13 protein-coding genes and 1 pseudogene are annotated in these 18390 nt (G+C 57.0%); 3 read left to right on the plus strand and 11 right to left on the minus strand.

From position 1 onward, the window contains the following. Positions 1–18: 18 nt before the first annotated feature. From CKW19_RS24075 to CKW19_RS24085, 4 genes and pseudogenes are all read right to left on the minus strand, one after another. Positions 19–1341, minus strand: a complete 1323-nt coding sequence (locus CKW19_RS24075) for a DUF1329 domain-containing protein (protein ID WP_095060432.1) — start codon at positions 1339–1341, stop codon at positions 19–21. Between the two features lie 203 nt (positions 1342–1544). Further along, positions 1545–2579 (minus strand): methyl-accepting chemotaxis protein, encoded by a 1035-nt coding sequence (locus CKW19_RS24080; RefSeq protein ID WP_371856313.1) that lies wholly within the window; start codon positions 2577–2579, stop codon positions 1545–1547. Between the two features lie 240 nt (positions 2580–2819). Beyond that, positions 2820–3110: pseudogene (locus CKW19_RS29625) on the minus strand (PAS domain-containing protein); the annotation flags it as partial. Positions 3111–3426: 316 nt separating this feature from the next. After that, positions 3427–4770 carry an MFS transporter gene (locus CKW19_RS24085; RefSeq protein WP_095060436.1) on the minus strand — a complete coding sequence of 448 codons (1344 nt, stop codon included), beginning with the start codon at positions 4768–4770 and terminating at the stop codon, positions 3427–3429. 316 nt (positions 4771–5086) lie between these two features. Here CKW19_RS24085 and CKW19_RS24090 point away from each other — a divergent pair, with 316 nt between their 5' ends. Further along, positions 5087–7936: an EAL domain-containing protein gene (locus CKW19_RS24090; protein WP_095060438.1), complete on the plus strand. Its 2850-nt coding sequence runs from the start codon at positions 5087–5089 to the stop codon at positions 7934–7936. Positions 7937–8120: 184 nt separating this feature from the next. Beyond that, positions 8121–8384 (plus strand): hypothetical protein, encoded by a 264-nt coding sequence (locus CKW19_RS24095; RefSeq protein WP_095060440.1) that lies wholly within the window; start codon positions 8121–8123, stop codon positions 8382–8384. Between the two features lie 106 nt (positions 8385–8490). Here CKW19_RS24095 and CKW19_RS24100 read toward each other — a convergent pair whose 3' ends face one another. The 3 genes from CKW19_RS24100 to CKW19_RS24110 all read right to left on the minus strand — a co-directional run bounded on the left by CKW19_RS24100 (position 8491) and on the right by CKW19_RS24110 (position 10793). Then, positions 8491–8760 (minus strand): hypothetical protein, encoded by a 270-nt coding sequence (locus CKW19_RS24100; protein WP_095060442.1) that lies wholly within the window; start codon positions 8758–8760, stop codon positions 8491–8493. Between the two features lie 158 nt (positions 8761–8918). Then, a complete protein-coding gene (locus CKW19_RS24105; RefSeq protein WP_095060444.1) occupies positions 8919–10391 on the minus strand; it encodes a DUF1254 domain-containing protein in 1473 nt (490 codons plus the stop codon). Positions 10392–10571: 180 nt separating this feature from the next. Beyond that, positions 10572–10793, minus strand: coding sequence for a TetR family transcriptional regulator (locus tag CKW19_RS24110; protein WP_095060446.1), 222 nt, complete (start codon positions 10791–10793; stop codon positions 10572–10574). Between the two features lie 990 nt (positions 10794–11783). Here CKW19_RS24110 and CKW19_RS29355 point away from each other — a divergent pair. Continuing rightward, positions 11784–12026 carry a BPSL0761 family protein gene (locus tag CKW19_RS29355; protein WP_305883159.1) on the plus strand — a complete coding sequence of 81 codons (243 nt, stop codon included), beginning with the start codon at positions 11784–11786 and terminating at the stop codon, positions 12024–12026. A 317-nt stretch (positions 12027–12343) separates the two neighbouring features. Here the strand turns inward: CKW19_RS29355 and CKW19_RS24125 are convergent, their stop codons facing one another. From CKW19_RS24125 to CKW19_RS24140, 4 genes are all read right to left on the minus strand, one after another. Next, positions 12344–12901 (minus strand): cytochrome b, encoded by a 558-nt coding sequence (locus CKW19_RS24125; RefSeq protein WP_256580374.1) that lies wholly within the window; start codon positions 12899–12901, stop codon positions 12344–12346. Positions 12902–13192: 291 nt separating this feature from the next. Continuing rightward, the gene (locus CKW19_RS24130) at positions 13193–14371 is read right to left on the minus strand and encodes an MFS transporter (protein WP_095060504.1); all 1179 of its coding nucleotides are present in this window, start codon (positions 14369–14371) and stop codon (positions 13193–13195) included. Positions 14372–14656: 285 nt separating this feature from the next. Further along, positions 14657–15649: an LLM class flavin-dependent oxidoreductase gene (locus tag CKW19_RS24135; protein WP_095060450.1), complete on the minus strand. Its 993-nt coding sequence runs from the start codon at positions 15647–15649 to the stop codon at positions 14657–14659. 168 nt (positions 15650–15817) lie between these two features. Further along, positions 15818–18223, minus strand: a complete 2406-nt coding sequence (locus CKW19_RS24140; protein WP_095060452.1) for a membrane-bound PQQ-dependent dehydrogenase, glucose/quinate/shikimate family — start codon at positions 18221–18223, stop codon at positions 15818–15820. Positions 18224–18390: the final 167 nt, after the last annotated feature.

An 18390-nucleotide genomic window follows, 5' to 3' on the forward strand; every position in this document is an offset into this window, starting at 1 on the left:
CGGCGGGGCCGATCCGCGTCAGCGAACGCCGGCGCCCGCCATGGATTCCGGTACCCACTGCGCCGTCGATAACGGCTGGATGTAGTGGATTCCGCCATGGGGACCGACCACGCCGTTGATGTTGTAGGTGCCCAGGGACAGGTCGTACGTCATGAACGGCGTGGCATCCGGGACCTGCTCGTCATAGCTCTGGCTGAGGAATGCGAAGGAACCACGGTAAAGCTGACCACGGGTGTCGAACTGATCGGAGGCGACGGCGGCCCAAGTGTCTTCATCCAGGTAGAAGCGGCGTTTCTGGTAGATGTGCTTTGCGCCCGGCTTGAGGTTGCCTTCCACGACATAGACCCGGTGTTTTTCCCAGCGTACGAAGTCCGGGGAAATGAAGTTGGGGGTGGTCAGCGACTTGGCATCCCGGGCATAGGTCAGTTTGTACGTGTTGTAGGGCACGATCATTTCTTTCTTGCCCACCAGCGTCCAGTCATACAGTTCCAGGGCACGGGCGGTGCCGGGGTTCGGGGTGTCGTAGGCCAGGATCGAAATCTGTTTGACCCGGCGCTGGGCCGGCATGTACTGCCAGGCGCGACCGGGACGCTGCAGTGGGTTGGTGGCGTTCTTGAGCATGATCGACTCGCCGGCACGCCGCGCAGGCCCGGTGTAGGACAGTTTCAACTGGTAGTAGATGTCGGAGTTGTTGATCGGTTTCGACATGTTCTCGTAAATCGGAAACGAGACAAATGCCTCGCCGGTGACAGCCAGGCTCGGCACGCCCGCCGAGTCGACACTCCAGGAATCGTACTTGGAACGGGTGTTGACGCCCTGGTAGCGCAGCAGGAAATTCCACATCGCCTCGGCACCCGATTGCGGAATCGGGAACGGCACACCGGGCAATACATTATCGAACGCTAGCCCGCCGTTGAGTGACCTGGCGTCGGTGGCGTTCTTGCGGCTATTGTCCAGCACCGCCTGCGGCAGCGATGCCGTGCGGTGGGTCGGGTAAACATCGATGCGGTAGTCGGGGAAACGCTTGGCCAATGTGACGGTGGTTTCCGTCAACATGCTCTTGTACTGATCAACGTTCTTGCCGTTGATGACCAGTAGCGGTTTCTCGCCTGCATAGGGGTCCGGGCGCATGCTGTCACCGGTCTTGAAACCGGTCGGCGCAGTGGTCAGGCCTCCGCTGTATGCCGGGATGGAACCATCGGAATTCCCGGCTTTTTCAGCCCCCACCATAGTGAGGCGGGCGCCCAGTTCAGACGCTTCCTGACTCGTTACCAAGGCCTGTGCATCAAAGGCCAGTGTCGTCAGGAATGAAGCAGTCACAAGACTTTTCACGAATTTCATATTGTTATTCTCCTGCTCGGCGTACCAAACATCGCGTGACTCAGGCGGAGCTTTTTAGTGCGGACATTAAAACGCCCCCGAATAGGGGGCGCTTTTCATTTGACGACAGTCGCTTGGCTATCAATGACAGCCGCCAACTCATGCGCGGGCATGTCAGCTGCGGTTTAGACAGCTGGATGCGGGGAGGGAGGTGCCTGCGATGGCTATCGGTTGAAGCGCTCGGCCAGGCCGTGCAGATAATCGGCCATTGCCTCAAGGTCCTGGCTGATTGCTGCGCCTTGCTCGGCTTGTCCGGCACTGTGATCACAGAGTTGAGCGATTCGGGTGATCTGTTGATTGATGTCTTCCGTCACGTGGCTCTGTTCTTCGGATGCCGACGCCATCTGTTGGCTCATCTCGGTGATGCGACTCACGGCTTGGCTGATACCGACCAGGGCCGCCTGCACCGCTTCGACACGCTGCATGCTCTCGCGGGAAATCTGCTCACCTTTGCTGGCCGATGAAACGGCGCGATCAACGCCGACATGCAGTGAGGTGATGATGCCGTGGATCTGCTCGGTAGAGGTGCGAGTGCGCTGAGCCAAGGAACGCACCTCGTCGGCGACCACCGCGAAACCTCGTCCTTGCTCGCCTGCCCGGGCGGCCTCGATTGCCGCATTGAGCGCCAACAGATTGGTCTGTTCGGCAATGGACGTGATGACATCCACGACCGTGCCGATCGATTGCGTCTCGCTCGCCAACGTGTTGACTGCCTGGCCGATGTCGTTGACGGCCTCATTCATGGCTTCCATGGCGCTCAGGCTTTGCTGGGCCAGTTGACGGCCGTCTTTGGTCAACTGATCGGCTTCGGATGCGGCATGCGCCGTACTGATGACGTTTTCCGTCACTTGTTGATTGGTGGCCGCCATCTGCGAAATGGCAGCGGCAGACTGATCCGTTTCATTGCGCTGACGATCCAGCGACTGCGCTTGCGAACCGGAAAGTTCGGATGACTGGGACGCCTTGGCCTTCACGTTGACCACCGCATCGACCAGCCTGGTCAGGGCTGTCTGCAATCGCGCTTCCTCACTGAGCATGGCCATGTCCAGTCGACCCTGGGGACCATGGTTGTCGCTGTAGGTGAGCGCAACCAGCGGATCGGAAAATGCTTTCGGGTGCTCGGCCAAGGTGCGCTCAATGGCGCTGCGCTGCCGGGACTCGATCAAGTACCAGGCAATACACAGACTCGCTACCAGCACGCCCTGAGCCGCAGCGTCGGGTAACAAGTGTTGAGCCAGCAGTGAAGCACCGCCAGCTACCACCAATGGCCAACCGTTTTTCAGGGGGCGCAGAATCCGCGCGCTCCGGGCAACGATCGGCTTGCCGGCCCGCATCCTGGCATAGAGGGCGGCTGCCCGACGGACCTGGTCGCGGGTGGGCACCGAGCGCACGGACTCGTAACCACTCAAGCGTCCGTTTTCATAGATGGCCGTGACGTAGGCACTGACCCAATAGAAATCACCATTTTTCGAGCGGTTTTTCACAATGCCCATCCAGGGCTTGCCTTGCTTGATGGTGTGCCACATATGAACAAACACCCCGGGTGGCATGTCGGGGTGTCGAACCAGGTTATGCGTCTGACCGACCAATTCGTCGTAAGTGAAACCGCTGATGTCGGCGAAGGCGTCGTTGCAGTAGGTGATGCGGCTGTCCAGGTCGGTCGTGGAGATCAATCGCTGGTCGGCGGGGAAGGTTCTTTCATGCTCGGTAACGGGCAGATTCACTCGCATAGAGTGCAATTCCTTTTCGGATTATTAGTATGAGTCAGAGCATGTAAATCAGAACTGGCAGAGCGGCGGTACCGGACAAGTACCCGTGCCTCAGGCTTCGTTCTACGCGGTTTTCCTTGCGGTAGACCACGCATTCGACGACATCCACTTTTCATTTGATGACACATTTCGGCGCCGTTATTGCGCCAAATCAGTTGAAGTGGCCTTTGAGGCCTGGCGTCAGCAGCACCAGCGCCATACCGGTCACCCGTTGGCTCAAACCTCGATCGGCCCAGCGTCCGGCTCGCCTGGCCGCAAGGGCACCGTCTTCGCTCTTTTACGTTTCAACCGTAGCGTTCACACCCACGCCTTTTTCTGGCGACGCAATGTCATGCAGGGAGATCCGTGACGTCTCTGGCAGTGCCAGTCCGCCGGCCAGCGCGAGCAACGCAATCGCGATCAGATAGAACGCTGGCGACAGGTTGCTGCCGGTGGTGGTGATCAGCCACGTGGCCACCAGCGGTGCGGTGCCGCCAAAAAGGGTGTACGCCATGTTGTAGGTGATCGCCGAGGCGGTGTATCGCGTGCGGGTCGGGAAGGTTTCTGACAGCAGGGCCGCTGTGACCACGCCGCACAACACCGCTCCGACCGCCAGGAGCATCACGCCGACGACGGACGCTGCGAACGAACCGGAACTGGCCATCAGGAACGAGGGGTACACGACCACCATCAACAGCACGCAAGCCGTCACCACCGTCATTCGACGTCCGAACCGGTCTGAATACAGCCCGGCCAGCGGGCAGATCGCCGCAGCGAACAGCAACGCAATCAGTGACACCAGCAACGCAGTGGCACGACTCAGGCCACCCGCAACTTGCAGGTAGGTCGCGAAGTAGGTGGTGAACATATAAAACGAAAGTGCGGTGAGTGACACAAAGGCGCCCAGGCAGCAGATCGCCGCACCATGATTGCGCAATGTTTCCTTGAGGGGAGAGTGGGCGACGGCATGCTCCTCAGTCACCGCCTGGAATGCCGGTGTCTCATCCAGTTTCCAGCGTAAGTAAAGGCCCACCAGGCCCAGCGGCGCCGCAATCAGGAATGGCAGACGCCAGCCCCAGCTGCCCATCGCTTCGGCGGAGAGTGACGCCTCGAGTGCGTAGGCCACCACCGCTGCCGATGCGAAGGCGGAAAATGTCGACACCGGAATGAAGCTGCCGTACCAGGCGCGTTTATCGCTCGGTGCATGCTCCATCAGGTACGCACAGGCCCCTGCGTATTCGCCCCCGGCGGAGAAGCCCTGGGCGCAACGGATCAACGACAGAAGAATCGGCGCCATCACCCCGATTGCGGCATAGCTGGGCAATAGACCGATCAAGGTCGTCGCAGCGGCCATCAGGAGGATCGTCATCGCCAGGGTTCGCTTGCGGCCGATCCGGTCGCCCAGCATGCCGAAGAAAATCCCGCCAAGGGGCCGAAACGCAAACGCCACGGCGAATACCGCAAAGGTCTTCAGCAGCGCGGCACTGGCGTCGCCACTGGGGAAAAATTGCTGGGCGATGGTGGTGGCCAAAAAACCATAGACCGCGAAGTCGAACCACTCGACGAAATTGCCGATGCCGGCGGCCACAATCACTTTTCTCAGCGTACGTGGGCTGACTTGTTCGGTAGTTGCGCTCGTCATACCTGACCTCGACGGTTCATCAATTAGCATTCGATTATCGAGGCAGGCATTGAGGAGGCTCACTCCAAAAGTGTCGTCCACATAGTCAGCACCGACTTCACCCTGTTCAAACAGGCATGATTCGCGCCAGTTGGATTGATTACTGATGTCAGAGCCGGGGGCGTTATGTCGGTCCCAAAATTGCTACTAAAGTGAACAAAGTCATTGATAAAAAACTTTATTAGCTTTAAACGGGAAGCTCGATGGCGCACGGCTAGTATTGAGTCAGCGCGCATCGCCGGTTTTTGGCTCAGGGAGTGCAGATGAGTTTTCGTACATGACCCAATTCCCGTGGCAATCCACAGACTGCGAGGGTGTCGGCACGGTCTGCGCTGGCAATGAGAACACGATCGAACAATTACTCGACTCAGCGCGCAGCTGGGACCTTACCCGCGCGTGGGTGGTTTACCGCGCCGGTGAGCAAATGCATCTGCTCGGGCAGGGCGACCCGCAGGCGCAGTGGCCATCAAACGTCGCCAATGAAGCATTCGATGCTTTCTGCGCGACCCGGCGCTTGCAGCGCTGGCCGACCGGTAAAGGTGAAAGTGTTCTGGGCTGGTTATTGGCGCCAGTCAATGATGCCGAGGAACCGGCGCTCGCCGAGTTTGCCCGGCGCCTGGGGATGGAGGTTCAGACCAATTCCCTTGCCCGTGCGCAGATTACTCAGCGTGTGCTGTATGAAATTACCTACCTGGCCAGTTCGACCCGCGACCGGTCTGTGTTCCTGGTCGGTGTTCACCAACTGCTGGCCAGCCTGATCGACGCCGAGAACTTCTATCTCGCCCTGTATGACCCGCACACCGGCAAGATTGACTACCCGTATTACGTCGACATCATCGACGTTGATGCCGTGGAAGCCGAGCATTACGAATATCTCGACATGACGCACTTGTCGTTGACCGGCCAGGTGTTGACCTCCGGCCAGCCGTTGCTGATCGACTCCGCCGGTATTCTTGCGGCTCAGGTCGAGGACCGTTTCCATTGTGTGGGTGATCGTCCGGAGTTCTGGATGGGCGCTCCGCTGAAAAACGCTTCGGATGACGTGTTCGGCATGCTGGCGATGCAGGTGTACGACGTTTCTCGTACCTACAGCGCTGAAGACCGCGCGCTGTTTCTGGTGGTGGCCCGCCACGTGGCCATGGCGCTGGACCGCATTCTGCACCGCGAGGATCTGGAGCAGACGGTGATGCGTCGCACCCTGGAGCTGTCGGCGCTCAACGACGCATTGCGTCAGGAAGTGGCGGAACGGGAGCGTGCCGAACATCTACAGAGCGCGTTGTTCCAGATTGCCGAGCTGTCGAGCCGGCCGGGCGATATGGCTGAGCTGTTTCAAACACTGCATGGCATCGTCGGCGAACTGCTGTTCGCGCAGAACTTTTACATTGCACTGTTCGAGGACGCGACCGGTGAAGTGACCTTTCCCTATTACGTCGATGAGCGGCAGACGACCCGTCCGATGGCTCGGCGTGGGCGACGGGGTTTGACGGAGTACGTTATCCGCCAGCGTCGTCCGTGCCTGATTGACGCAGACGAGGCTGAGCGCTTGGCTGCGCAGGGTGAAATTGAACGGGCCCATGAGTCTGTCCGCTCCTTCTCCTGGCTGGGCATTCCATTGTTCGATGGCGATGTGGTGCGGGGCATGCTGGCGGTGCAAAGCTATACCTCACCGGTGCGCTATACCCTGCGTGACCAGGAACTGCTGACGTTTGTGTCGCGCCACATTGATACCGCGTTGTCGCGGCGTACGGCCGCCGAAGCGATTCATGCCGCCAATCTCAGGCTGGAGGCCCGGGTGCAGAACCGCACCCGCGAACTCGATCACGCCAATGCCAAGCTGCAACACGAAAACTCTCACGATGCGCTGACCGGGCTACCGAATCGCACCTACCTGCAACAGCGCCTCAATCTGGCCTGGTCGCAGTTCCTCAGCGAAGGTGGGCACCTGGCGGTCATGTTCATCGACCTCGACCGTTTCAAAATGGTCAACGACAGCCTCGGCCACCATTTTGGCGACCTGCTGTTGATGCAGGCTGCCCACCGGTTACGCGGGTGCCTGCGCGAAGCCGACATGTTGGCTCGTTTGGGGGGCGATGAGTTTTCGGTGCTCGCGCCCGAGGCGCCGCTGGATGTGATGATCGAAATCGCCGAACGGATCCTGGTGGCGTTTGACCTGCCGTTTTTCATCAATGGCTATGAAGTCTTTTCGTCCTGCAGCATCGGTATTGTCAGCGCCGACACGCAGTTCCATGACGAGCCCGCCGACCTGCTGCGCGATGCCGATGCGGCAATGTATCGGGTCAAGAGCGCCGGACGCGACAGTTACGCCGTGTTCAACCAGGAAGTGCGCCGTGAAGTCTCTGACCAGGTCGAGCGTGAAGGCGCCTTGCGCAACGCGCTTAAACGGACCGACGAACTGCTGCCGTATTTCCAGCCGATTGTCAGCGTCGAAACCGGCGAGCTGTTGGCCCTTGAGGCGTTGATCCGCTGGCATCAACCGGGCGGCCGGGTGATCGCGCCGGGCGAGTTCTTGCCCGATGTCGAAGGTTTGCGCCTGATCGGTCGCCTGGACCTGTACATGCTCACCAGCATCGCCGTGATCCTTGCACAGCCCGAGCACGCCAATTGGCCTGCGGTGCACGTCAATTGCTCCAGCTACAGCATGACGCGCCCCGAGTTCGCCGCAGAGGTGCTTGCCTTGTTGGAGCGGCATCGGGTCGCGCCGTCACGGATCTGCCTGGAACTGACGGAAGGGGCGCTGGTGGCCGAGCCGGCCATTGCCCGGCTGACCATGCAGCAACTGGCCGACAACGGTATGTCGGTGGTGCTCGATGACTTCGGTGCCGGGTTTTCATCCCTGAGCTATGTGCATCAATACCGGTTCAGCGGTTTGAAGATCGACAAGTCGTTCATCCTCGAATTGACCACCAGTGCTCGCAGCCGCGCCATTGTCCGGGCGATTGTGCGGATGGCTGAGTCCCTGGACCTGAGTGTGGTGGCCGAAGGTGTCGAGGATAAAGCGACATTGGAGCTGCTGCGTGAAATAGGCGCCGGGCAGGCCCAGGGTTACTACTTTTCCAAGCCGATGGGGCTGGAGGCATTGTTGGCCAGTGCACTGGTGAGTGCCTAGGGTTTGTGGAGGTTTCGCGACCGGCGGGAAGCGACTTCCTTGTGGGACGGCCTATGTCGACCTATCGTTAAATCCCCTGAGGTCATGCTGCTGTTGTAGGAGCGAGCCTGCTCGCTCCTACAGAGAAGAATCGGCATTGCCGACCAGGCAAGAACTGATTGATGACTCTGGAAGGAGGTAAATCATGATTCGCACGTTTTATCTGACAGCCTTGGCCACTTTGGCCATTGCCGCGGGCGGTACCTGGTTGCCGACGCAGGCCTACGCGACCGATCAGGCAGACCAGCGACAGGAATCGCGAGATACCAAGCAGGAAGGGCGCGACGCATCCCGAGAGGTCAAGGAAGAATGCAAGGAAGGCGATGAAAAGAGCCGCAACGACTGTCGCCAGGACAAGCGCAGCACCAAGCAGGACAACCGTGACACCGCGCGAGACATCAAATACTAATCACCTGCCTCCAGCCCCCCGCATCACGCGAGGGGGCTGAAAAGGGGCGACTCTTTCCTGCTCGATCTATTCTCCGAATTCGCCTCGGGCAGCCGAACATACGGTCTCAGTTCTGGACTTCGTCCATCGAACGGCTCGACGACGCCGCGTCTTTTTCCGTTTCATGTGTTTGCGCCCCCGAATTTGAACCTGCCGCCTCTTCGCCTTTTTTGTCGGACTTCTCCTCATTCGATTCAGGCCCTTGAGGCGTGTTGACGCCCGGAACAGCATCCGGGGGGAGGGTGTGCTCATGAACATTCTTCTCGGCTGCCAGCGCTGAAAATGAGCCCATCGACAACAAGCTTGCCAGCGTAAGTACGGCTATTTTTCTGTTCATGACGGGGCGCCATCCATTCGAGGGGTATAGAGCGTTGGAAGCGCAGGCACGGCGAAAGGTGCTGACTCGCTGACGAGCGGCAGCAAGTTGCCGCCCGGAAGGACACTCGGTGAGCCGTCGTGGCTCACGAGCTTGAATAATTTGACCTCCAGCCTCGGTCAGTTGGCCTTCACCACCGGCGGCGGGGTCCAGTCACCGTCGAGGGCGTCGGCTTGCGGCCAGTAGGCGCGGATGTACAACGAGAAGTCGGCGTCTTTTGGCGCAGGCAACCAGTTGCTTTCCTTGTCTTTGCCCGGCGACTCGCTCTGCACATACAGCGTCAGCGACCCGTCAGGGTTGGTTTGCAGGGATTTGTTCTTGGTGCCGATGGAGTACCGCTTCAGCTCATTGGGTGAGAAGAAGTGCTGTTCGTTGTACAGCGTCAGTGACCAGAAACCCTTGACCGGCGGCAGCTTGCCCTTGGCGAACGTCACGCTGTAGCCGTACCGGCCATTGAGGCGCAAACCGTTCTGGTCGAGGTCCTGGTAGAAGTATTTGGTTTCTTTCTGCGGGTTCACGAAAATATTCGAACGCGCCACCGCCGTACGGGTGAAGTAGTCCGTGCCAAAGGCTGCACCATTGTTCACGGTGCTCCAGTGATCCGGTAATTGCAGGCCATAGTTGCGGAACTGCAACAACGGGTCGATCACTTCGCTGTCGGCTTTTCTCGCTTCGTCGATCATCGCGGCCCGAAGTTTCGGATCGGCCTTGGCGATGGCCGCCAGGGCAGACATTTGCGCGTAACGAGCCTCTTCGCCCGGTAAAGGCTTGGCGTCCTTGAGCAGGGCCGGCAGCTCGTCGAAGAACGTCTCCGGTGTCACCCACTTGGTTTCGGCGTTGCCTTCGGCGCCCTGAGCGGGGAATTTCGGCTGTTGCCTCCAGTCGCGTCGTTTGGCCTTGCCGTCGTACTTGGACAGCGGGTACATGTCGATCCCGGCCAGTGCCGGTTGTACAGCCAAGCGGTCTTCGGCGGTGTCGTCCTGGAATACCCGTGGAATCACGAAGCCGGTGTTGGTGCGTGCGCGGTAAACCCGGGTAATGCCCGGCGGTACCTTACCGTTCCAGTCCGGGCCCACCAGCAGGTAAAACCCCGGCTGAGTGTTATACATCTTGCCCAGTTCGGCGAAGCTGTCGGAGCGCAGGTCCACCACTTGGTAGACCCAGAAGCGTTTACCGAAGTCCGGCACTTGCAACACCACCGGCTCGATATCCAGCGCAATGCTGCCGGCGCCGTACACCACGTCCTGGTTCGGGTAGGCCACCAGCCGTTCGGCCGGGTCGATGTAATCGCTGAGCATCGACAGCTGATTGATCGGCGCCACAGGCACAATCCCGCCCATCAAGCCTGGCTGGGGCAGGTCCTTGAACGTCTGGCGGCGGTTGAAGATGTTGGCCATCGGCCAACCCCAGAAATAGGCCTCGCGCGCCATCATGCGCACATAGGGCTCGGTCACTTTTGTGCCCGCGACGGGGCCGGCGACGGCGGTGGCGGCCGGGGCAGCAGGGCTCTGGGCGGCCAGCACGGAGGTTGTGCCGAAGGTACTGACGAAGGTCAGGGCGAATAGGGCTTGGCGCCGGGACAATCGGTTCATAAAGCGTCCTTACTTGATGGCAATGACCTGATACAGGTGATCTGGCTGAAAGATAGCTCATCTTGGTTGCAGTGATGAAAAAACGGGCCGATTAACACCGTAAAGCGACGCTGCTCGGGTGATCCTACGGACAGTTAGCGAGCACCCCGGGACACATCACGCAGTGAGTTTCAAATTGCTTCATTCTCCAGTCATTTTTATTGTCCAGGTTGAACACTCTCGCGTGCCCGAAAGCCTGGTTTTGCGGGGGGAGGGAAGGGGGATGGCAGGGGGCAGCCGACCATCCTCTTTGCCTTTGTAGTAAAGGTAAAGGGCAGACGAATTGACCCCTGCTTCCTTGGCGAACTGGCGCAGCGTCATCGATTTGACAATGCCGAAATCTTGTTCGATGGCAATCGGCATGGAGTCATGGAGCGATTGGGGCTAGGTCCGGATGTTTGCCTTGCAGAGATCGATCAACTACGTGAGGCGGGTGCGATAATCTTGGAAGCGCTGCCAACGCGGCCGAGGAGTTGACTGGAAAGCAATATCGATACTTAGCTCTACTAAATAGCCGTTTAGTCGTTTTAAGTCGCTATCGTCTTCAATTATGGCGCTAAATGACGTGAAAAAACACAAACATCAGATTACGCTTGCTCGAAATCACCCTCGAATGCAGTGGCTGTTTCCAGGGTGAATTCCAGTAAATCAGGCAAGGGATGAACGAATCGATCCTGCCAACGCCATTCAACGACATCCAATTTCACGTTCTTTCAGCATTCATCTGTGGCCGTTCATTATTAGCGTTTAAAAAACACCGTTCATTCCTGCCGAGCTTTACAGAGCAGCACGCAATCTTGATATGAAGAAAGCAGGAATCTTTTGGTTGACGCCAGGCATCGAAGGTTTCGTTTGATTAGCAAAAAAAGACTCAACCAGGGTGTGGCTCGAATATGGCACTGAGTGAATGTCGAGCCTCGAACAGTTCCCGAAGACGGAGTGATACAGGAAAAGAGCAGATAGCTGAGTTGAGTGCTTCAAAAGCAGTGTGTAACGAGGCTGATCTTGAAATACGTTGTTACGTGTAATATCGATGACGTTATGGTAGCTTTGCCGTCGTGATCGACGAATTTAGCGCCGGGATAATAGCGAAGCCCCGGCGCTGAATTTATCCATAACGTCCATTATGCGAGGCTCATCAATTCAAAAAATTAAGCTTGCCGTAAGGAAAAGAAATCTTTCCTTTAAGGGCTAAAAACGGCCTTAAGGGAAAGAAATGTTCTCCTTACGGGTGCGAGATGCGCTTGATAAAGTTCCACCGTGGAACTTTGATCCAGACCTGCGAAATTTGGCGACGGATTCTGGTCGCCTTGAATTTAACTGACGATCTCAATCATGGTGGATTACATGACGATGCCATTTGAACGGACCCGGTCCGTCGTACAAGCTCACGCTTTCCTGACGGAGCTTGCTTGCGACACAGAAGTGCCTGAACGAGTTAGAAAAAACGCTCACTTCCTTTTACGCCACTTTCCTACTAAACAGGATGTTCTACAGGCCGGCCGAATTGAAGAACAAGCGAAGAAATTAGGGATAGGTACATTTGGCCCCGTTTTTAGCTCTTCAACGGAACACCATATCGACAGGCAGCTCTGACAAAGCGGTCTGCCGCCACTGCTGAGATGTGCCGTTTGCTTACTCGTGCTGAACAGTTCCACCGTGGAACTTCTGCTAGCTACTGTTGCCGCTGACCGAAAACTGACCCAGTAAAGGCGGGTCAGTTTTCAATCAGCGCCAACACTTCAGGAGAACCGAAGCGTTTCGCAGGAATTTCAAGGCGGCATTCTTCGAGAAATGCTTCACTGATTTGAGTAGATTCTTGGCCAGCAGCGACCAGCGTAGCGCGTAGCCTGCCAAGGCAGGAGGGCCCATACAGCGCGTTGCAAAGGCAAATCCCGAAGTATTAGCGGATGTCAGTACTTCGACTTGAAGCGGGGAGCCATGCTCAGTAAGACATTGTCTTTGTCTACCAGATGATGTTTTAGAGCCATGGCAATGTGCCCTAATACGAGCGCTACGGAAGTCCAGGCGCAAGCCACATGTACCCACTTGGCCAAGTCATACGCATCTGGATTGGCAGCCAGCAACGGCGGCAGTTGAACCATGCCGAGTACCATGATGGGTTTATCTGCGACCGAGCTCCAGATCCAGCCTGAAATTGGCAATGCTGCAAGCGCCAGGGCATATAAGACCAGATGTCCAAGGTGAGCTGCTTGTTTCATCCTACTCGTCATTTGCGGTGGCATTGCCGGCGGAGTGTGAGTAGCTCTCCAGGCCACTCTGATTACCAATAGAATCAACAAGGCGCTAGCGAACGCCTTGTGCCAGTAAGTCAATCCATGCGTTGGATTGAGAGTGTCGCGAAAGTACACTGCAAGAGCCCCTACGATCCAAACAGCAATCCAGATACTCGCCATGAGCCAATGCAGTAGCTTCGCAGTGCTTGTATATGAAGAAGTTTTTGAGCTCACGTGAAACTCCCATGCAGACTGAGCTGGTCAGAGTGGCATACCGTCTGGCTAGGATAAATGCTGTCCGAGTTGACTGTCTGTAGACCTGAGCTCTACGATCTTCATCAAGATAAGTGCGCTCAATGAGAGTCTACTGGACAACCGACATATATCGATGCGCCTAACTTTATCTAGTCGGCATCAAAGATAAAAACGACTCAAGAGGCCTCAGAGTTGAGCACAGTTCTATAGCTGGCTTCGGAAACAAGCTCGCCCAATTTTGACGGTGGGGCGAGCTCTTCGCATTGAGGTTTACGCAGTTTGGAGCACAGAGGACGCACCGTCACGACGATCCATCGCACCAGAGGCCAGAGCCAGAAGCAGAGCTATAACGGATAGCAGCGCGCCCGCCCAATTTGGCGCTGCATAACCAAGGCCTGCGGAAATAACAAAGCCACCTACCCACGCACCGATGGCGTTGCCAAGATTAAATAGCCCGATGTTCACCGCCGAAGCGAGGGTAGGTGCGCCTGCCGCTCGTGCTTTGTCCATCACCAGCTTTTGAATCGGCGATACGGTGGCAAAGCCAAATCCCGCCATGAGCAGGATGCAGGCCACCGACATAATCTGGCTGTGAGCGGTCTGACTGAAAATCAGCAAAACGATCGCCTGAGCCCCCAGCGTCAGGTACAGCAGCGGCATGAGAGCCTTATCAGCGTAGCGGCCACCCAGGATGTTGCCTAGGAACAGGCCGAGACCGAAAACGACCATCAGCCACGTCACGCTGGCAGGATCGAACTTGGCGATCTCCACCATCATCGGAGCGATATAAGTGATCGAGGTGAAGAAGGCTGCCGGGCCAAAAACGGTGATACCCATCGCCAGTAATACGCGTACATTCGCAAATGCTGCGAATTCTTTCTTGATCTGAGGGCGTTCGTGGTTTGCGATCTTGGGTACCAGCATCATGACACCAATGAACCCCATCACACCCACAGCAGTGATAGCGTAGAAGGTGTCACGCCAGCTCATGACTTGGCTCAGCCACGTGCCGACTGGAACGCCAACCAAGTTGGCGACGGTCAGTCCTGAGAACATGAAAGAGATAGCCTGAACACGCTTGTTTGGCGCAACAAGGTCTGCGGCGAGGATTGCACCAATGCCGAAGAATGCGCCGTGAGTCAAAGATGTCACCAAGCGACCCAGCAGCGCGATGTTGAAATCGCTTGCGGTTGCCGTAACAAAGTTGCCGATGACAAACAGGCTCATAAGGAGCATCAGCATGCCTTTACGAGGGATGCGGGTGCCCAAAATGATCAAGAGCGGCGCGCCTACGAACACGCCTAAGGCGTAGACAGTTGCCAGGTTGCCGGCTTGGGGAATAGAAATGTTGAAGTCTGCGGCCACTTGGGGCAGAAGCCCCGCGATGACAAACTCTGTTGTGCCGATCCCGAATGCACTGAGGGCCAGCGCCCATAAAGCTGAAGGCATGGTCTTCATCCTCTGTATTTTAGTAGACGTAGGCACGCCTCAAGGCGTGCCGAATAGGAGGAGGGCGATGGGATGCTCGCCACTTCTTATTGCGGCGATGACTCGCCGAAGACGGGTAATTCAGGATGTAACTTTGTCAGTATCTCTGAAGTCGATAAAGTAGCAATTAGTAACAACAGAGTTGAGTTATTCTCTACCTACTGCGATCAGTCGACTGTATTAGCAAAGTGCTTTGGGCGCAGGCAGAGTTAGAAAGTGAGCGGCGTCGATCCGCTCAAAGAAGATTCAATTCAACAGATCAGCAAGAGATTGCGCGGCAATTTGATAGGACTTCCGTCGTGCAGCAGGGTCGTAAATTCTCGCGTCGATCATGAGTTCGTCAGCACCGGTGAAATCGATGAACTGCTGCAGCGTTAAGCGCACATCCTCCTGTGTACCGATTGCCATGAAGGCTAGTTCGCGCTCAAGACTTTCTCGAAGGCTCGGTGGGATACTCTGCATATAACCCTCGACTGGCTCCGGTAAGAGCGTGATCTTTCCGGTGTGAACACCGGCGACCCACTTACGATGAGAACTCGCGATGAATTCTGCTTCAGCGCGGGTATCTGCAGCGAAGACGTTGATCCCAGCCATCACGTAGGGCTTGTCCAGGTAGTGGGATGGCTGGAATTGAGAGCGATACACCTGCAGGGCTTCCTTGATCAACCTGGGAGCAAAGTGGGAGGCGAAGGCATAGGGCAACCCCAGGTGTGCGGCTAGGCTTGCCCCATAGGTACTCGAACCAAGAATCCAGACAGGAATATTTTGCCCGGCACCAGGGACAGCGCGTACAGGCTGGCGTCCGTTGTCTTCGAAGTAGTCAAGAATCTCGACCACGTCAAGTGGGAATTGGTCGGCGCTGGTTTCAGTGGAACGCCGCAAGGCTCGCATGGTCACGCCATCTGCGCCTGGCGCCCTACCGAGCCCGAGGTCGATGCGACCAGGATAAAGTGTTTCCAAGGTACCGAACTGTTCAGCCACTGTGAGCGGCGAATGGTTCGGCAGCATGATTCCCCCAGAACCGATGCGGATCGAGGTAGTGTTTGCGGCGAGATGGCTTATTAGCAGTGTGGTTGCCGAGGAACCGATGCCTGGCATGTTGTGGTGTTCGGCGAGCCAGTACCGCCGGTATCCGCATGCTTCGGCATGCTGAGCGAGCTTTACTGAGTTCTCATAGGTCTGAGCTAGAGTGCTGCCGACGTTAATGGGTATGAGGTCGAGGATAGACAGTGCAGTCATGAGTTCACGCTCTTAAGAAACACGGTACCCAGTGTTGCAGTTGAAAGAGTGTTTATAAACGCTGTACACCTCGTTTCAGAGTTGAGTAAAGCGCTACATTACTTTTCGGGATCATTAGTAAACCCCGGCCACCTTACCTGATGGCAAGGTGACTAGGGTTGAGGGCATTTAGTGGGTCTTTTCTAACGGCAACGCATAGGCAATGACGTAGTCGCCACGGTCAGGCGAGTTTCGTGCTCCGCCTGCAGTGAGCAGCACGTATTGGCGATGCGTCTTTGGTGAGATATAGGTCATCGGAGTCGCTTGGCCGCCAACGGGTAGACGGCCTTTCCAGATCTCCTTACCCGTGTCTGCATCAATCGCTCGCAAGTAGTAATCAGAAGTGCCCGCATAGAAGATCAGACCGGATTGGGTCGTCACCGAGCCGCTGAGGGTAGGCGTTCCGATAGGCATTGGCAGGCGAGTAGAAATGCCCAATGGCCCGGTATCCTCTACAGTACCCAGAGGTCGTTGCCACGCGATTTGCTTGGTCTTCAAATCGATGGCCGTCATGGTGCCGAATGGCGGATTCTGGCAAGGCACGCCCAGCGGAGACATGAAGTTCACTAGCATTACGCCAAAGGGAGTTCCCGCTTGGGCGTTGATGCCATCGTGGCCAGCACCGCCACTGAGTCCTCGGCTCTCTTCGATGATCCGATCGGTTTCTTCACGCGTTTTCAATTGGGTCATATGCCCAAGGCGGATGTCGTTCACGATCAAATAATGATTGGAAGCGTTGACGGACGCACTCCCCCAATTCATGCCACCGTAAAAGCCTGGCCACTGCAATGAGGGAGTAGTTGTCGGAGGAGTGAAATCGCCGTTGTAATGAAGCTTCTTGAACTGAACGCGGCAGACGAGCTGATCAAAGATACTTAGGCCCCACATCCTCTTTTCGGTCAGTGGCTCGGCACCGATTACGGGCATCTCCACCGAATAAGGTTGGGTAGGGGACAGGCGTTCACCTGGTTGGCCATTCTGGGGAACAGGCAACTCCTTCACGGCAGTGAGCGGCTTTCCATCTCTCCGATCAAGCACGAAGATTTGACCACGCTTCGTTACTTGAATCAGCGCAGGAACGGTTTCGCCTTTGCCGTTGGGGATGTCATACAGCGTTGGTTGAGCGGGTACGTCGTAATCCCACAAGTCATGGTGAGTGGTCTGGAATGTCCAGCGCTCTTTGCCCGTCCGTACATCCAGGGCTACGACAGAGGAGGAGTACTTGTCTTCTGCCTCGGTTCGCTCAGCGCCCCAGAAGTCAGGCGTGGTATTGCCTGTGGGGAGGTAAACCAGGCCGAGCTTCTCGTCGTAGGTCGGAGTGACCCATACATTTGGAGTGCCACGGGTATAAGTTTGCCCTTCAGGAGGAAGGCGGTCTATGAGCGGGTTACCCAAATCCCAAGCCCAGACCAGCTCACCTGTTACCGCGCTGAAGGCACGGATCACACCGGACGGTTCGCCCACTGCAACGTTGTCATAGACACGACCGCCAACGATGATGAGATCACCCGCTACCAGCGGCGCAGAGGTCTGAGAGTAGATACCAGGGCTGTACGGCCCCATCCCTTCGCTTAGGTGGATGCTGCCGTGCTGGCCGAAACTTTCACAGAGTTCACCTGTGTGAGCATCAACTGTATGCACGCGGGCGTCATTGGAGGCGACTATGATCCGTTGTCGACATGCAGTGGCAGGGAGGTTCGAGGCAACTGATGTAGCAACGGCGTGATACTTCTTGCCAACCGCTTCGTCAAAATAGCCTACGCCACGGCAACGCTGCCAGACACCGGTATCCGACTTCGGATTGAATCTCCAGCGTTCAGCCCCAGTGTCGGCGTCGACTGCGATCACTTGGCTTTTCGGGGTGCAGACATAGACCGTATCGCCAATCTGCAGTGGCGTGTTCTGGTCTTCCAATCCTGTTGTCGCGACCTCGCCAGTGTGGAACGTCCAGGCTATCTGGAGCTTCTCGACGTTCTCCTTCGTGATCTGGCCGTAGGGCGCGTATCGCGTGCCTGCTGCGCTTTTCCCGTAGTGAGTCCAGTTTCCTTCAGTCTCAGCGGGCGAGTTTGCTTTGGTGTCGGTAGATGGCTGGCCTTCGATCATGCCGTTTGGCGCGAACGCCAACGCGAAGCCACCCACGAAAACCAAACCGAGAGCACCTGCGATGGTGAAGGGGACGCGACTTTGAGCTCGATCGACGAGTGTTGGAGCGATCAGGGCATTCAGGATTGCCAACGCCAAAAACACTCCCAGGCGTGGCACCCATTGCCAGTAGTCGAGGCCGGCCTCATACGCTGACCACGCTATGGTACCGAGGAACAGGATCGAAAAAATGCCGATGCCGGCAAAGCGACGCTTGAAGAGGAAAAATGCCGAGAGCAGTAGGGCCAGGCCAGCGATCAGGTAGTACCAGGATCCGCCGAACCGGACGAGTTCGAACCCACCGATCAGAAGTGAAATGCCTACTAACGCGTGCATGCACGCAAGGACGACGGGCAGCCAGAGGCCCGCTTCCTTTGGTTTGGAGTTGTACATCAGGGATGTCTCTTGATAGTGAACGAGCGCTTGCACAGGCTGCGTGTTATCCGCAGCGCTGTTCCCGAAATGTGATCAGGTGCAGCGGGCTGCACTATCAGGGAGCCATCAAAGGAGATAAAGGCCTGAACGGGATACTGAGAGTTGAGCTCAGCTCAACAATTGAG

It is taken from the genome of Pseudomonas sp. Irchel s3f7, assembly GCF_900187615.1.
In the GTDB taxonomy this organism is placed as follows: domain Bacteria; phylum Pseudomonadota; class Gammaproteobacteria; order Pseudomonadales; family Pseudomonadaceae; genus Aquipseudomonas.

What these genes read in the sequence shown, in the direction of transcription:
- CKW19_RS24075 (WP_095060432.1), bottom strand. Translation starts at nt 1,341, where the DNA reads ATGAAATTCGTGAAAAGTCTTGTGACTGCTTCATTCCTGACGACACTG.
- CKW19_RS24100 (WP_095060442.1), bottom strand. Translation starts at nt 8,760, where the DNA reads ATGAACAGAAAAATAGCCGTACTTACGCTGGCAAGCTTGTTGTCGATG.
- CKW19_RS24105 (WP_095060444.1), bottom strand. Translation starts at nt 10,391, where the DNA reads ATGAACCGATTGTCCCGGCGCCAAGCCCTATTCGCCCTGACCTTCGTC.
- CKW19_RS24135 (WP_095060450.1), bottom strand. Translation starts at nt 15,649, where the DNA reads ATGACTGCACTGTCTATCCTCGACCTCATACCCATTAACGTCGGCAGC.
- CKW19_RS24090 (WP_095060438.1), top strand. Translation starts at nt 5,087, where the DNA reads ATGACCCAATTCCCGTGGCAATCCACAGACTGCGAGGGTGTCGGCACG.
- CKW19_RS24085 (WP_095060436.1), bottom strand. Translation starts at nt 4,770, where the DNA reads ATGACGAGCGCAACTACCGAACAAGTCAGCCCACGTACGCTGAGAAAA.
- CKW19_RS24095 (WP_095060440.1), top strand. Translation starts at nt 8,121, where the DNA reads ATGATTCGCACGTTTTATCTGACAGCCTTGGCCACTTTGGCCATTGCC.
- CKW19_RS24110 (WP_095060446.1), bottom strand. Translation starts at nt 10,793, where the DNA reads ATGCCGATTGCCATCGAACAAGATTTCGGCATTGTCAAATCGATGACG.
- CKW19_RS24140 (WP_095060452.1), bottom strand. Translation starts at nt 18,223, where the DNA reads ATGTACAACTCCAAACCAAAGGAAGCGGGCCTCTGGCTGCCCGTCGTC.
- CKW19_RS29355 (WP_305883159.1), top strand. Translation starts at nt 11,784, where the DNA reads ATGCCATTTGAACGGACCCGGTCCGTCGTACAAGCTCACGCTTTCCTG.
- CKW19_RS24130 (WP_095060504.1), bottom strand. Translation starts at nt 14,371, where the DNA reads ATGCCTTCAGCTTTATGGGCGCTGGCCCTCAGTGCATTCGGGATCGGC.